The sequence below is a fragment of the Streptomyces sp. NPDC001606 genome (genome assembly GCF_053596835.1).
This window is the reverse complement of record NZ_JBSFHC010000022.1, coordinates 59,718-72,410: the sequence shown is the minus strand read 5'-3', so window position 1 is coordinate 72,410 and position 12,693 is coordinate 59,718. Positions and strand designations below refer to the sequence as shown.

Below are 12,693 nucleotides of genomic sequence, written 5' to 3'. Positions count from 1 at the left end.
ATACAGACACATTCGGAGGCATTCGAAGGCTTTGCGGCGCCTTATGAACTCTTCGGCGCGTTGTCCGAGGGTCCCTCCGATGGGGGACCCGGCCCGCGAACGGTGACTTGACGGTTCCGGTACGGCCCCGCACCCGCCCCGCCCGGTCTCACGGCACCGCGCAGCCCCCTCCACTGCGCGGTACCGCCCGCGCAGCTTTGCTGACGCGAATTACCTTGGTCTGAACTTACGTGACAGGTGAGACCTGTGTGAACCGCAGCGCATAACAATGTGGAAACTGCGGACGAACGACAGATGAACGACGTCTGTTTTCAGCCCTTACGCGGCTTGCGGACCTCGAAGAGATGCCGGGAGCTGTGCGCCACGAACGGCCCCTCCCGCTCGATCCGCTCGTGCAGGGCCCGGAGTTGGGGCTCGTACGCCTCCACCGTGAAGCCGGGGACCATCCAGACGACCTTGCGCAGGAAATGCACGACCGCGGCGATGTCGTGGAACTCCATCCGCAGCCGCTCCGCCCGCAGCCCGGCCACCTCCAGGCCGGCCGCCTCCGCCTCGGCCCGCTCCCGCTCGGGGTCCCGGCCGGAGCGCACCTCCTCCGGCTGCGGCCCGAGGAAGTACTCGACCAGCTCGAACACGCTCGCCGGCCCGACGTGCTGGGCGAAGTAGGTCCCGCCGGGCCGCAGCACCCGGGCGATCTCGTCCCAGTACGGGCGCACCGGGTGCCGGCTGAGCACCAGGTCGAAGGCCGCGTCGGCGAAGGGCAGCGGCGCGTCGTCCGGGGCGGCGACCACCACGACCCCGCGCGGCCGCAGCAGCGCGGTGGCCTTGGCCACGTTGGGCGGCCAGCCCTCGGTGGCGGCGGCCAGCAGCGGCCGGGCGGGCTCGGCCCGGCCCAGCGCGAAGTCCAGCACCTCTCCGCCGCCGGTCTGGATGTCCAGCGCGGCCTCGGCGCCGGCCAGCCGCCGCCCCGCCGACTCGGCGTACCGCCACGAGGGCCGCGCCTCGGTGGCCCGCCCCTCGAACCACGAGAAGTCCCACCCCTCGGTGGGCACGGCGACCCCCTCGGCGACCAGGTCGTCGAAGGAGCGGTGAGGGGAGGTGTGGGGGTGGTGGTGCTGCGTTGCCATGGCAGTCATCGTCCCAGGGGCGGACCGTCACGTCCTGCCGATTTCTGCCGCTTCCGTCTCCTCCGCTGGGTGAAGGGCGAGCAGGAGGTGGGTGTCCGTGCCGTGCCGGACCGTGCCGGTGCGCCGGAAGCCGTGGCGCTCCAGCAGGCGGACGGAGGCGGTGTTGCCGGCGAACGGGTCGGCGTACAGGGGCCGGACGGGTTCCTCGCGGAGGAAGAGGACGAGGGCGCGACTGCCGACGCCCCGCCCCCAGTACGGCCGGCCCAGCCAGTACCCGAGGAACCGCCGCCCGTCCGCCACCGTCCAGGAGACGACGTGCCCCGCCGGCTCCCCCGCCACCACGACCGTGCGCACGAGCACGTCCGGGACGCCGAGGATGCCGGTCCGCCAGTGCGCGAGGAAGGCGTCGCGCGGGCGCGGGGCGAACCGCGACCGGCGGACGGCCTCGGGGTCGTGCTCGTAGGCGAGGAACGCCTCCAGGTCGGCCTCGTCGACCTCGCGCAGCCACACGTCTGTCATGGCACGGAGTGTGGCAGGCGGCACTGACAACGGCGTTTACCGGCGGGGTGAGTTGGTGAGCGAGAGACAGTGACGGGCCGACGGACGGAGGGCGGGCATGGGCTGGGGACGGCGACTGCGGGACGGGCGGGGACGGCTGGTGGTACGGGGGCCCGGCGGGGGTGAGCCGGTGGGGGTGCCGCTGGAGATCGCGGCGTCGTACCGGGCCCGTACGAAGGGGTTGCTGGGGCGGGACTCGGTCGACGGGGCGATGCTGCTGTCGCCGGCGAGCGGGGTGCACACGTTCGGCATGCGGATCCCGATCGACGTGGCCTATCTGGACCGGCGCCTGACCGTCATCGCCGTCCGCACCATGCGCCCCGGCCGACTGGGCCTGCCCCGGTTGCGGGCCCGGCATGTGCTGGAGGCGGAGGCGGGGGCCATGGCGGGGTGGGGGCTGCGGGCCGGGGTGGAGGTCCGGGTGGAGGACGGGCGGCCGGAGCGGCCGTAGGTCTCCTGGGTCGCCGGGGTTCAGTTCTGGGTGCGGGGGAAGGAGACCTCGACCCTTCGGTTCTTCTTGCGGCCCTCCTCGGTGGAGTTGTCGGCGATGGGGAACTGTTCGCCGTAGCCGCGGACCTCGAAGGTGATGCCCGGGTCGTCGAGGTCCTGGTCCAGGACGGCCTGGACGGCGTTGGCGCGCTGCCGGGACAGGATGTCGCCGTGGGCGGCGGAGCCGAGGTCGTCGGTGAAGCCGAAGACGCGGACCTGGGTCGCGTGCTGCTTCCTGATCTCCTCGGCGATGGTGGCGATGCGGGCCTTCGCGTCGTCGCCGAGCCTGGCGCTGTCCTTGCCGAACAGCACCTCGGCCTGGAGGGCGAAGGTCACGTCGGCGTTGGTGTCCTCCCGGCGCTCGTCCCCGCTCTGGTCCTCCACGACCGACTTGATGTCCAGCACCTTGGGCGCGGCGAGCGTGGCCCCTTCGGGCAGCTTCAGGTCCGGATCGGTGGGGTCGATCTTCACCGGCGCGGCGGCGGACGGCGCGGTACCGGGGGGCTCACTGGGGCCGGTGCCGTCGGCGTGGACGGTGCCGGGGAGGGCGAGGGTGAGGAGGAGGGTGGCGGTGGTGAGGGGCAGTGCGAGGCGGGGTGTGGTGGTCACGGGGGCCTCACCCGGAGATCTGGATGGTGGCCGTCGAGAGGGTCGGCACCTGGAGCTCCACCTCGTTGGTGTTCGCGGGCGGCGCCGGGAACTGCATGAAGACCGCGAGGTCGGCTCCCGCCTTCAGGGTCGAGAAGCCCGTGGTGGTCAGGGGGCGGCCCTCGGTGTCGCGGAGGACGTAGTACCGCTTCTTGCCCTGCGGGTCGACCAGTGTGGCGCCGCCCAGGGACCTGCCGTTGCGCACGATCTCGGTCTCGTTGCCGCTCAACGCGGAGGGGATCACGAGGCTTTCGGCGCCGTCGTTCTTCAGTGTGCCGTTGACCGTGACGAACCCGCCCGCGTCCCGCTGGGCGGAGGTGATCCGCAGAAGCAGGCCGCCGGAACCCTTCAGCTCGGCCAGCGGCCGGTCCGACTGCCCTTCCTGGGCGCTGGGGGCGGATCCGCCGGTCCGGGAGGCGGACGCGGCGGGCGAACTCCCGTGTCTGCCGCCGCCGTCGTCCCCGCTCCCCCCGCAGCCGGCCGCACCGAGCGCCAGGCCCGCCGCGACCGCCACGGCGGCTGTCACCCTGCCGGCGTTCCGAGTGAACCGCATGCTCATGGCTCCGCTTCTTCCTTCTCTGGTTCGTCGTCGGCTGTCAGCCGGCCAGGTGGACGTCGAAGAGGTCCTGGGGGCCCGGCAGATCCGTGAGGTGTTTCGGATCCAGTTGCCAGTCCCGGTCCTTGCAGGTGAGCGTCGGCAGCGTCTTGTCCCCGGAGTCTTTGCCGTCTTTGCCGTCCCCGGCCTTTCCGCCGTCTCCGCCGTCTCCGGCCTTTCCGGCGCCCCCGCCGGTCCCGCCGTTTCCAGTGCCCCCGGTGTCCCCGCCAGTCCCGCCGTTTCCGCCGCTTCCGGTGTCCCCGCCCGGGAGCTGGAACGTGCAGAGCGGCTCGATGACCGCCCGCGCGGTCGCCCTCGACCTGGTGTTCTCGGTGCCCGGGATCACGGAGTCCCCGACCGGCTCGTCCGTCCGGACGTCGACCGTGTACGACAACAGGTCCTGCGCACAGCCCTGCACCTGAGCATGGTTCGCCGCGGCGAGCTGATCAGCCCGCCAGCAGAAGTCACCGGCCCCGACTCCGGCGAAGACGTCCTGCCACTTGGTCGGGTCGAGCACGTCTTCCGCCCACACGCCCGCGAGCTGGTCCCGGGTCTTCTGGGCCGCCGCCAGCGCCGCCGCGTCGGCCGCCGTCTGGGCGCCACCGCGGTTCACCGCGGCCTGGCCGACCGCCAGATAGGCGAGCGCAAGGAAGAGCAGGCCCGCCACCACCGTCAGGTAGAGAGGGAAGGCCTGCCCTGTGTCGCCGTGCCCGTACGGGGTGATCAGCCGCCGGTGACCTCGGCGATCTTGTTGGTGATCGCGTCGTAGATCGTCTGCCCGATGCTCGTGCCCGTGATCGCCAATACGATCGCCACCACCACCGCGATGATGCCGAGGTACTCGACGGCGGTCTGGCCCCTGTCGTCGGTGCGGCGTTCCATGGCCACCAGCAACTTCAGCATCCAGTCGCTCATGGTGCTCCCCTCCGGCTGCGCTGCGGATCCCGGAACGGTAGGCGCCGGAGCGGGTCGGGGTGGAGGGTCCCAGGGCCCAATCGCGGGCCCATTCCGGGGTGGTGGGGGCGGGCATTCAGGCCACCCCCAGCCATTTCGCCGTCGCCTGGGACCTGGTGGTGGAGTGCAGCTTGGCGAAGATGCGGTTGATGTGGTTCTTGACCGTCTTCTCGCTGATGAAGCAGGTGGCGGCGATCTCCTGGTTGCTCATGCCGGACGCGATGAGGTCCATGATCTCCGCCTCCCTGGTACTCAGCCGGAACCGAGAGCGGAACGACTGTCCCACGGGTGGTTGCATATGCGAAAGAGGATAGGGCGGGAATTTACCTTCAGGATCTGGGGATTGGGGTTCGCTATGTGCGGGTGCATAAGGAAGAGGGGTAGGTAGTAAGGCCCTTGTCGCGCCCGGCGTCACATGCGGCCGCCCCTCCCGCACGTCCCGCACCGCCCGTACCAGCTGCTCCGTCGTGAACTCGCCGTGCACCAGGTATCCCCCCGCCCCCAGCCGCAGCGCCTCCCGTACGGTCTCCGGCTCGTGGCTGTAGGTGAGCATCATGACGGGGGCCAGCCGCACCAGGTGGGGCAATGCCGCGATTCCGTCGACGCCGGGCATGCGGACGTCGAGGAGGACGACGTCCGGCCGGTGCCGCAGCGTCGCCTCGTACGCCTCGCGGCCGTCCGCCGCCTCGGCCACCACCGTGGTGTCCGTACGGCCGGACAGCAGGGCCGTCAGGCCCGCGCGGACCACCGGGTTGTCGTCGGCCACGACCAGGCGCAGGGGGGCCGCGGGTGCGGACGGCAGCAGGTCGGGGTGGTGCATCGGGGGGCCTCCTCTCAGGGGGCGTCGGTGTCGGTGGTGACGAGGGGCAGGGGCAGGTCCACGCGTACCTCGGTGCCGCGTTCGTGCGTGCCCCGGCCGATCCGGATGCGGGCGCCCGCCGCGGCCGCGCGCTCGACCATGCCGAGCAGGCCGAAGTGGCCGGAGCGGCGGAGGTGTTCGAGGGTGCTGTCGGGGGGCAGCCCCTTGCCGTCGTCGTACACCGTGAGGCGGAGCAGGCCGCCGTGCACCCCGGCGGTGATCTCCAGACGGCTCGCGGCCGCATGGCGGTGCGCGTTCTCCATCGCCTCCGCCGCGATGGCCAGCAGATGCCGGGCCGGGGGGTCGGCGACGGGCGGGAGGGGGGAGTCACCGGTGTGGCGGAAGGTTGAGGGGAGGCCGGTGCGGGCGGCGAAGTCGGCGGCCTGCGCCTGGAGTTCGGGCCAGAGGTGTACGGCGTCCGATCCGCCCTCCCTGCGCAGGTCCGCCAGGAGTTCCCGGGACTGCGCCGCCGCCCTGCGGGCCGAGCGGGAGACGAGTTCCGCCTGCTGCCGTACCCGGGCCGGATCGGGCGCGTCGGCCCGGGCCGTGGCCGCCAGGCCGTCGGCGGCGAGGGCCACGCCGTACAGGGTCTTGGCCACCGAGTCGTGCATCTCGCGGGCGAGCCGGGCCCGTTCCGCGCCGACCGCCTCCGTCGCCGCGAGCCGGGCCTGGACCGCCGTGAGCGCCTGGGTCGCCGCGCCGAAGCGGAGCATCAGGTTGCGCAGGGTGGAGCCCATGGCTCCGGCGATCACGCACAGGCCCGGCAGCAGCAGCGCCTCGGCCACCGGGGCGTGCCGGCCGGCCTTCAGGGTGGCGTGGACCAGCAGCAGGATCAGGGACTGGAGCGAGGCGAAGCAGGCCGCGCCCCGCCAGCCGTAGACGAGCCCGGCCAGCAGCGGGGTGCAGACGCTGACGTAGGCGAGGGTGGTGTCCGGGCCCGCCGAGACGAGGAGGAGTGAGCCGAAGAGGGTGTCGGCGGCGAGCAGTGCGGGGTGGCGCAGCAGGAGGGGGCCGAAGCGGGCCCAGTCGCGGAAGAGGACGTAGGACACCATGAAGGTGACGACCACCGCCGCGCCGACCAGGCGGACCCCGAGGCCGGGGCGGGCGTTCAGCAGGGCGGCGGGGGCGGCCAGGACGATCATCGCCAGCCGGAAGCCGAAGACCTGCCGGCACATGGCCTGGAGCGCCCGCACCTGAAGTTTCTCGGAGGGCTCGGGCGTCCCGTCCCGCTCCCTCAGCGGCCCGGCCCACGGCAGCGGCCACCTGCCCCGGGAGAACAGCCGCCCCGCCCACGGCAGTAGCCGTCCCGCCCAGGACCGCGGCCGCCCGGCCCAGGACGACAGCCGTCCCGCCCACGACAGCGGTCGCCCGGCCCAGGACGAGAACCCTCCCGCCCAGGACCGCGGCCGCCCCGCCCGGGACAACAGCCGCCCCACCCAGGACAACAACCCGCCCGCCCACAACACCAACCCACCCGCCCACGCCCCCACCCGCCCCCGCAGGGCCGCTGCCCCGCCCCGGCGCACCGTCAGCCCCGGCACCGTCATGGCCCGCCCCTACTTCCCCGTGAGGGAGCCGAAGTCCACCCCGGAGCCCAGGATCAGGCCCGCGCCCAGCAGCAGCATCGTCGCCGGGACCATGAAGGTGGTGATCAGCAGCGTGGCCTTGGGCACCGCGCGGGCGGCCTTGCGGCGGGCGTTCTGGGCGTCGGTGCGGCGCATGTCCTTGGCCAGGGAGACCAGGGTGTCCACGATCGGCGCGCCCAGTTCCTCGCCCTGCTGGAGGGCTGTGACGAACATGGCGACCTGTTCGGAGTCGTTGCGCCGGCGCAGCTCGGCGAAGGCCTGGCGGCGGCTCATGCCCAGGTCCATCTGGCGCAGGGTGATGCGGAGTTCGTCGGCCCACGGGCCCTCGTAGCGGGTGGCCACGCGGTCCAGGGCCTGGCGGAAGCCGAGCCCGGCGCTGACGACGACCGCCAGCACGTCCAGGAAGTCCGGCAGCGTGCGCTCGATGACGTCCTTGCGGACCCGGATCGCCGACCAGATGCCGACCTCCGTCCAGAACGCGCCGAACAGGAGCAGTAGCAGGGCCACGAACCACTGGCCGCGGAGCAGGAAGACCAGGCAGCCCACGGCGCCCAGCGCGCCGTACACCGCGCGGCGGGCCGCGTAGCGGTCGATGGTCAGGCCGCCGGGGTTGCCCGCGAGGTCGATCCTGCGGCGGACCCTGGCCACCAGGCGGGGGCCCATCAGGCGGAGCACGGCGGGGGCGTAGCGCATGCCCATGCGGTCGATGACCGAGTCCACCGCGCCGGTGCGGGTGGCGCCGACCTCCAGGGCGACGGCGAGATCGCCGGGGAGCTTGGCGTCCGCCCGGTAGATGCGGATGCCGGCGAGGGCGCCGCCGACGCCGAGGGCCGTCAGCAGGGCGAGCAGTAAAGCCATGGCATGCCCCTCACACGTCGATCCGGCTCATCCGCCGGATGAGGACGAAGCCGACGGCGTACAGCACGAACGCCACGAGCACGCACCCCTGGCCGACCGGTGAGCCGGTCATCCGGGCCAGTGCGCCGTCCCTGACGCCGTTCATCAGGAACAGCGCGCCGACGCCGAGGACGGGGACGGCGTACGACGTCATGGTCACCTGGGAGAGCTGGGTGCGGATCTCGCGCCGGGTCTCCTTGCGCTCCTCCAGGGTCTCGGTGAGGTTGCGCAGGGCCGACACCACCTGGCCGCCGGCCCGGTTGGACAGCACCAGGGTGGTGACCAGGACGACCAGTTCGCGGGAGGGGAGGCGGTCGGCGAGTTCGCCGAGCGCGTCGTCCAGGGAGTGGCCGATGGCCAGCTGGTCGGCGACCTTGGACAGCTCCTCGCCGGCCGGGGCCTCCAGCTCCTCCGCGGCCATGCCGATGGCGGTGCGCAGCGCGAGTCCGGCCTGGGTGGCGTTGGCGAGGATGCGGGCGAGTTCGGGGAGCTGGTTGATGAACCGCTCGATGCGTTTCTGCCGCTGCCAGTTGAGGAACTGCACCGCCGCCCAGACGCCCAGCAGCCCGGCGATAGGCCCGAAGAAGGGGGCGAGGGCGGCCTGGCCGATCAGCCAGAGCGCGGCGACCGTGCCGAGCATGGCGACGAAGAACTCTCCCGGGGTGACGTCCAGGCCGGTGGTGGCGAGCCGGTGTTCCAGCCAGCGGCCCAGGCGGATGCGGCGCAGTCGCCGGTCCAGGTCGCGGAAGCGGCGCCGGCGGCCGGTCCGGGCGGACGGCGGGCCGGTGTGCGCGAGCCGGTCGACCAGGGCGGCGCGCCGGGCCCGGCCGGCCGCGTAGACGTGCACCCCGGCGACGGCCAGGACGCAGGTCAGCAGGGCGGCGCCGGTGGTCAGCAGGGTGAGGGTGTGCAGTTCCATGGGCGGCTACCTGGCTTCTCGGGTGGCGAGCTGGTCGGCGGAGCGGGCGACCCCGAAGGCCTGGGGGACCGGCTGGCTCGCCATGTAGAGGCGGTCGGCGGTGCGGCGGGGCAGCGGGAAGTACCGGAAGGTGCCGTGCACACGGCCGTCGGCGGTCATCGGCCGGGCCTCGAAGCGGGCGGCGGTGGCCAGCCGGTACGGCTCTCCGCCGTGGCTGTCGAGCAGGGCGATCTCGGTGATGCGGCGGGCGCCGTCGGCGAACCGGGTGAGCTGGACGAGGACGTCGACCGCGCTGTTGATCTGGTCGTGCAGGGCGATGAAGGGCACCTCGACGTCGGACATGGAGGCGAGCGTCTGGAGCCGGGTGAGCGCGTCCTCGGCGCTGTTGGCGTGCACGGTGGCCAGCGAGCCGTCGTGGCCGGTGGACATCGCCTGGAGCATGTCCAGGGACTCGCCGCCGCGGACCTCGCCGACCACGATCCGGTCGGGCCGCATGCGCAGCGAGTTGCGGACCAGGTCGCGGATGGTGATCTGGCCCTTGCCCTCGACGTTCGGCGGCCGCGACTCCAGCCGGACGACGTGCGTCTGCTGGAGCTGGAGTTCGGCGGAGTCCTCGATGGTGATGATGCGCTCGTGCGCCGGGATCAGTCCGGACAGGGCGTTGAGCAGGGTGGTCTTCCCGGTGCCGGTGGCGCCCGAGACGATGATGTTGAACTTGGCCTGCACCAGGCCGGCCAGCAGGTACACCATGTGCTCGTCCAGCGAGCCGAAGGAGACCAGCTCCTGGAGGGTGAAGGAGCGCGGGAAGCGGCGGATGGTGAGGATCGGGCCGGTCAGGGAGAGCGGCGGGATGATGACGTTGACCCGCTCGCCGGACGGCAGCCGGGCGTCGACCATCGGATTGGACTCGTCCACCCGGCGGTTGACCGTCGACACGATCCGCTCGATGGTCTGCATCAGCTGGTCGGCGGAGACGAACCGCAGCGGCAGCTGCTCGACCCGGCCGCCGCGTTCGACGAAGATCGCGTCCGGTCCGTTGACCATGATCTCGGTGATGGAGGCGTCCTCCAGCAAGGGTTCCAGGATGCCGAGGCCCAGCGCCTCGTCCACCACCCGGCGGATCAGCTGGGAGCGCTCGACGGTGGACAGCACCGGGCCCTCGCGGCTGATGATGTGTCCGAGGACGCGTTCGAGGCGGGCCCGGCGCTCGGCGGCGGCCAGCGAACTCATCTCCGCGAGGTCGATCTCCTCCAGCAGCTTGGCCCGGTAGGAGGCGACCAGGTGCCCGTCCTCGCCCCGGCTCGCGTGCTCCTCCGGAGTGCTGATGCGTGCCCGCAGGCTCATGGGTCGGCTGCTCCTCGGTCAGTGGTCGAGCGGCATGGTGGCGGTCTTGGTGGCGGTGCCGAGGTCCCAGACGATCTCGGGGATGCGGACGGTCGCGGTGACGGTCACGGTGGTGCCGTCCTCGGCGGACGAGCAGCTCACCGTGATCCCGCCGCTCACCGCGTCGGCGCAGGCCTGCGCGGCGGACTGCCGCAGCGACGCGGCCCGTGCCCCGGCCCGGGCGGCGGTGCCGGCCTGTTCGGCGGCGTAGGCGACGGCCCCGAGCTGGAAGCCGGCCAGCCCGACGATCAGCAGGACCGGTACGAACCCCAGGTACTCGATGGCCACCTGGCCGCGGTCCCCGCGGGTCTTGCGGCGGTACGGCATGTCAGTGCTTCACCTCCTCCACGGCGCCGGCGTGGCCGTGCACCGTGACCGGGAAGTCGATCGAGCCGGGGAAGAGGACGGGGACCTTGACGGACACGTCCGCGGTCACATAGCCGGTGCCGCCGCAGTCGTCCACGGCGGCGCCCTTGCGCCACGCGTCCGACAGATGCCCCAGCGCCGCCTGCTCGCACACCGCTCGCCGCTCCCCCCGGGGCGCCGCCGTGCCCGCCCGCACCCCTTCGTCCGCAGCATTCCCCGCGAGGGTGTAGGCGTACCCCACGAGCACGGCCTGCCACATCAGCACCAGCGTCAGGATGATCAGCGGGGCCATCCCCAGGAACTCGATGCTGACCTGGCCGCGATCCCCACCCCTTCTCATGGGCCGTTCACTCCTTCCGCCGCCGGAAGCCGGCCATGCCCCGTCCCCCGCCCCGATGGGCGGCGCCCTCGGCCGGTCTGGCGAGCCCCAGTTCCCCGGCGAGCGCCCACAGCGCCTGCTTCACCGCGCTCCTGCCGTCCAGTTCGTGCAGCCGCCCGGCGTCCACGACGCCTTGCAGCTCCTTGAAGCCGGCCGGGATCGGGGTGCGGGCCAGCGCGGTCCCGGTGATGCGCTGCACCAGCGCGGGCTGGATCTCCGTGCTGCGGGTGTGCCGGTTGACGACGACGGTCGTCTCCTCGGCCTTGCGGATCTGGAGCCGGTCCCACATCCGCACGGTCCGCTTGGCGGCGCGTACGGCGATGACGTCCGGGGTGACGAGCAGCAGCGCGGTGTCGGCCATCTCGACGGCCGCCGCGCCGGCCCCGCCGAGCTGGGCGCCGCAGTCCACGACGACGACCTCGTAGCGGGAGCGCAGGGCGCTGACGATCTGGCGGGCGGCGCGGTCGGTGACCTCCTCGCCGCGTTCGCCCTCGGCAGGGGCGAGCAGCAGGGCGAGCCCGGTGTCGTGGCGGAAGACGGCGTCGGCGAGGACCCGGGGCGAGATGTCGGTGATGGCGGCGAGGTCGGCCACCGAACGGCGGAACTGGATGTCCAGGTAGGAGGCGATGTCGCCGGTCTGGAGGTCGAGGTCGACCAGGGCGGTGGGCCGCCCGGAGGCCTGTGCGGCGAGGGCCAGCTGGACGGCGGTCAGCGTCGCGCCGACGCCGCCCTTGGCCCCGCTGACCGTGACGACCGTGCCGCCGGCTCCGCCGATCGCCTCGGCGCCGTGCCCGAGATGGCGCCGTACGCCGGTGGACCACTGGGCGACGGCCTGGACGCGGCTGGCGAGTTCCTCGTACGACAGCGGGAGCGCGACCAGGCCGCGCGCGCCGGAGTCCATGGCTGCGGCGAACAGGCCGGGGCTCGCGTCGGTGGTGACGAGGATGACGCCGACGGCCGGGAAGCGCAGCGCGACCTCGCGGATCAGCTCCAGCGCGGGGACCGGGCCGATCCGCTCGTGGACGACGACCACTTCGGGGAGTTCTTCCACGGACTCGGCGGCGAGCCGGGCGAGGCCGTCGACCAGCTGGGTGGAGTCGGCGACCGGCAGCTGGGGTTCGGCGTCCGGCAGCTGGCTGAGCAGGGTGACGAGGGAGCGTACGGCGTCCGGGTCGGCTCCCGCCGGAAGGATCCTGGTGGGCATGCGGGCCGCCTCTCACTTGTCCGTGGCGAGTTCGTAGGTGCGGTCCTTGTCGGGGACACCGGTGTCGCCGCCGGGTGCCACCAGCGCGAGGCGGACGCGCTGGGCGAAGGACTCGGCGTAGGTGATGCGCTGGGCGTCCAGGGTGGACAGCGCGAAGGTGATGGGGACGGCCTCGGTGGGCTGCTGCTGGTTCTTGGTGCTGTCGGGGTCCAGGGCGGTGATGCGGCCGACGTCGAGGACCCGGGCGTCGGTGACGATGATCTTCGACTGGTCCGGGTCGCCGTCCTTCTTGCCCGCGAAGGTGGCGTACACGTTGACCCGCGAGCCGGGGGTGATCTTCCCGGCCACGCCCGTCGCCGCGTCGATCATGATGGCGACCTCCTGCTGCCCGGGCTGGAGGGCCGGCTGGTCGACGATCATGTCGGTCTGGAGCAGGGACCCGGCGCGCAGCGTGGTGACGGCGATCTTGCCCTGGATCTGCCGGAGGTCGGTGACGGCGGTGCCGGACAGCCACCGCCGGGGCATCTCGATCTTCTCGAACTGCCCGGAGTCCAGGGCGGTGTACGGCTGGACGTCGGACCGCACCCGGTAGGCGGTGACCTCGGGTCCGACCTTGGAATTGACGTCGTGGACGACGGACAGCACGCCGGCGAACGCGCCGAGAGCGCACAGGACCGAGAGGATCAGCAGTATCACGCCGCGGCGCTGACGGGAGTTCATGAACCGTGC

The 12,693-nt window shown here is 72.8% G+C and carries 16 protein-coding genes; 1 reads left to right on the top strand and 15 read right to left on the bottom strand.

Annotated features, from left to right (window positions below; translation table 11 throughout):
* Positions 1-311: 311 nt before the first annotated feature.
* Positions 312-1,127 carry a class I SAM-dependent methyltransferase gene (locus tag ACWCV9_RS31600; RefSeq protein WP_450791697.1) on the bottom strand — a complete coding sequence of 272 codons (816 nt, stop codon included), beginning with the start codon at positions 1,125-1,127 and terminating at the stop codon, positions 312-314.
* A gap of 27 nt (positions 1,128-1,154) precedes the next feature.
* Positions 1,155-1,646: a GNAT family N-acetyltransferase gene (locus ACWCV9_RS31595; RefSeq protein WP_450791696.1), complete on the bottom strand. Its 492-nt coding sequence runs from the start codon at positions 1,644-1,646 to the stop codon at positions 1,155-1,157.
* Between the two features lie 97 nt (positions 1,647-1,743).
* Here ACWCV9_RS31595 and ACWCV9_RS31590 point away from each other — a divergent pair, with 97 nt between their 5' ends.
* The gene (locus ACWCV9_RS31590; RefSeq protein ID WP_450791694.1) at positions 1,744-2,136 is read left to right on the top strand and encodes a DUF192 domain-containing protein; all 393 of its coding nucleotides are present in this window, start codon (positions 1,744-1,746) and stop codon (positions 2,134-2,136) included.
* A gap of 20 nt (positions 2,137-2,156) precedes the next feature.
* Here ACWCV9_RS31590 and ACWCV9_RS31585 read toward each other — a convergent pair whose 3' ends face one another.
* The 13 genes from ACWCV9_RS31585 to cpaB all read right to left on the bottom strand — a co-directional run bounded on the left by ACWCV9_RS31585 (position 2,157) and on the right by cpaB (position 12,684).
* Complete coding sequence (locus ACWCV9_RS31585) at positions 2,157-2,783, bottom strand: OmpA family protein (RefSeq protein ID WP_450791693.1); 627 nt, start codon at positions 2,781-2,783, stop codon at positions 2,157-2,159.
* Positions 2,784-2,790: 7 nt separating this feature from the next.
* Positions 2,791-3,381: a hypothetical protein gene (locus ACWCV9_RS31580; RefSeq protein WP_450791691.1), complete on the bottom strand. Its 591-nt coding sequence runs from the start codon at positions 3,379-3,381 to the stop codon at positions 2,791-2,793.
* Positions 3,382-3,418: 37 nt separating this feature from the next.
* The gene (locus ACWCV9_RS31575; protein WP_450791794.1) at positions 3,419-4,144 is read right to left on the bottom strand and encodes a pilus assembly protein TadG-related protein; all 726 of its coding nucleotides are present in this window, start codon (positions 4,142-4,144) and stop codon (positions 3,419-3,421) included.
* Complete coding sequence (locus tag ACWCV9_RS31570; RefSeq protein ID WP_450791689.1) at positions 4,141-4,332, bottom strand: Flp family type IVb pilin; 192 nt, start codon at positions 4,330-4,332, stop codon at positions 4,141-4,143. Before ACWCV9_RS31570 ends, ACWCV9_RS31575 begins: the two co-directional genes overlap by 4 nt.
* A 115-nt stretch (positions 4,333-4,447) precedes the next feature.
* Positions 4,448-5,191: a response regulator gene (locus tag ACWCV9_RS31565; protein ID WP_450791688.1), complete on the bottom strand. Its 744-nt coding sequence runs from the start codon at positions 5,189-5,191 to the stop codon at positions 4,448-4,450.
* Between the two features lie 14 nt (positions 5,192-5,205).
* Complete coding sequence (locus ACWCV9_RS31560) at positions 5,206-6,405, bottom strand: sensor histidine kinase (protein WP_450791793.1); 1,200 nt, start codon at positions 6,403-6,405, stop codon at positions 5,206-5,208.
* A 381-nt stretch (positions 6,406-6,786) separates the two neighbouring features.
* Positions 6,787-7,674 carry a DUF5936 domain-containing protein gene (locus ACWCV9_RS31555; protein ID WP_450791686.1) on the bottom strand — a complete coding sequence of 296 codons (888 nt, stop codon included), beginning with the start codon at positions 7,672-7,674 and terminating at the stop codon, positions 6,787-6,789.
* A gap of 10 nt (positions 7,675-7,684) precedes the next feature.
* On the bottom strand, positions 7,685-8,632 hold the full coding sequence (locus ACWCV9_RS31550) for a type II secretion system F family protein (protein ID WP_450791685.1): 948 nt from the start codon (positions 8,630-8,632) through the stop codon (positions 7,685-7,687).
* A 6-nt stretch (positions 8,633-8,638) separates the two neighbouring features.
* Positions 8,639-9,976 (bottom strand): CpaF family protein, encoded by a 1,338-nt coding sequence (locus ACWCV9_RS31545; RefSeq protein ID WP_450791683.1) that lies wholly within the window; start codon positions 9,974-9,976, stop codon positions 8,639-8,641.
* Positions 9,977-9,994: 18 nt separating this feature from the next.
* The gene (locus ACWCV9_RS31540) at positions 9,995-10,342 is read right to left on the bottom strand and encodes a TadE/TadG family type IV pilus assembly protein (RefSeq protein WP_450791681.1); all 348 of its coding nucleotides are present in this window, start codon (positions 10,340-10,342) and stop codon (positions 9,995-9,997) included.
* 1 nt (position 10,343) lies between these two features.
* A complete protein-coding gene (locus ACWCV9_RS31535) occupies positions 10,344-10,721 on the bottom strand; it encodes a TadE family protein (protein ID WP_385840292.1) in 378 nt (125 codons plus the stop codon).
* A gap of 7 nt (positions 10,722-10,728) precedes the next feature.
* A complete protein-coding gene (locus ACWCV9_RS31530; RefSeq protein WP_450791680.1) occupies positions 10,729-11,964 on the bottom strand; it encodes an AAA family ATPase in 1,236 nt (411 codons plus the stop codon).
* Positions 11,965-11,976: 12 nt separating this feature from the next.
* Positions 11,977-12,684 (bottom strand): Flp pilus assembly protein CpaB, encoded by a 708-nt coding sequence (gene cpaB, locus ACWCV9_RS31525; RefSeq protein WP_450791678.1) that lies wholly within the window; start codon positions 12,682-12,684, stop codon positions 11,977-11,979.
* Positions 12,685-12,693 lie beyond the last annotated feature (9 nt).

Bases quoted from the DNA above. Each gene is read 5' to 3' on its own strand.
- ACWCV9_RS31595 (WP_450791696.1), bottom strand. From the start codon at position 1,646: ATGACAGACGTGTGGCTGCGCGAGGTCGACGAGGCCGACCTGGAGGCG.
- cpaB (WP_450791678.1), bottom strand. From the start codon at position 12,684: ATGAACTCCCGTCAGCGCCGCGGCGTGATACTGCTGATCCTCTCGGTC.
- ACWCV9_RS31565 (WP_450791688.1), bottom strand. From the start codon at position 5,191: ATGCACCACCCCGACCTGCTGCCGTCCGCACCCGCGGCCCCCCTGCGC.
- ACWCV9_RS31580 (WP_450791691.1), bottom strand. From the start codon at position 3,381: ATGAGCATGCGGTTCACTCGGAACGCCGGCAGGGTGACAGCCGCCGTG.
- ACWCV9_RS31600 (WP_450791697.1), bottom strand. From the start codon at position 1,127: ATGGCAACGCAGCACCACCACCCCCACACCTCCCCTCACCGCTCCTTC.
- ACWCV9_RS31560 (WP_450791793.1), bottom strand. From the start codon at position 6,405: ATGTGCCGGCAGGTCTTCGGCTTCCGGCTGGCGATGATCGTCCTGGCC.
- ACWCV9_RS31530 (WP_450791680.1), bottom strand. From the start codon at position 11,964: ATGCCCACCAGGATCCTTCCGGCGGGAGCCGACCCGGACGCCGTACGC.
- ACWCV9_RS31550 (WP_450791685.1), bottom strand. From the start codon at position 8,632: ATGGAACTGCACACCCTCACCCTGCTGACCACCGGCGCCGCCCTGCTG.
- ACWCV9_RS31535 (WP_385840292.1), bottom strand. From the start codon at position 10,721: ATGAGAAGGGGTGGGGATCGCGGCCAGGTCAGCATCGAGTTCCTGGGG.
- ACWCV9_RS31545 (WP_450791683.1), bottom strand. From the start codon at position 9,976: ATGAGCCTGCGGGCACGCATCAGCACTCCGGAGGAGCACGCGAGCCGG.
- ACWCV9_RS31555 (WP_450791686.1), bottom strand. From the start codon at position 7,674: ATGGCTTTACTGCTCGCCCTGCTGACGGCCCTCGGCGTCGGCGGCGCC.
- ACWCV9_RS31570 (WP_450791689.1), bottom strand. From the start codon at position 4,332: ATGAGCGACTGGATGCTGAAGTTGCTGGTGGCCATGGAACGCCGCACC.
- ACWCV9_RS31540 (WP_450791681.1), bottom strand. From the start codon at position 10,342: ATGCCGTACCGCCGCAAGACCCGCGGGGACCGCGGCCAGGTGGCCATC.
- ACWCV9_RS31590 (WP_450791694.1), top strand. From the start codon at position 1,744: ATGGGCTGGGGACGGCGACTGCGGGACGGGCGGGGACGGCTGGTGGTA.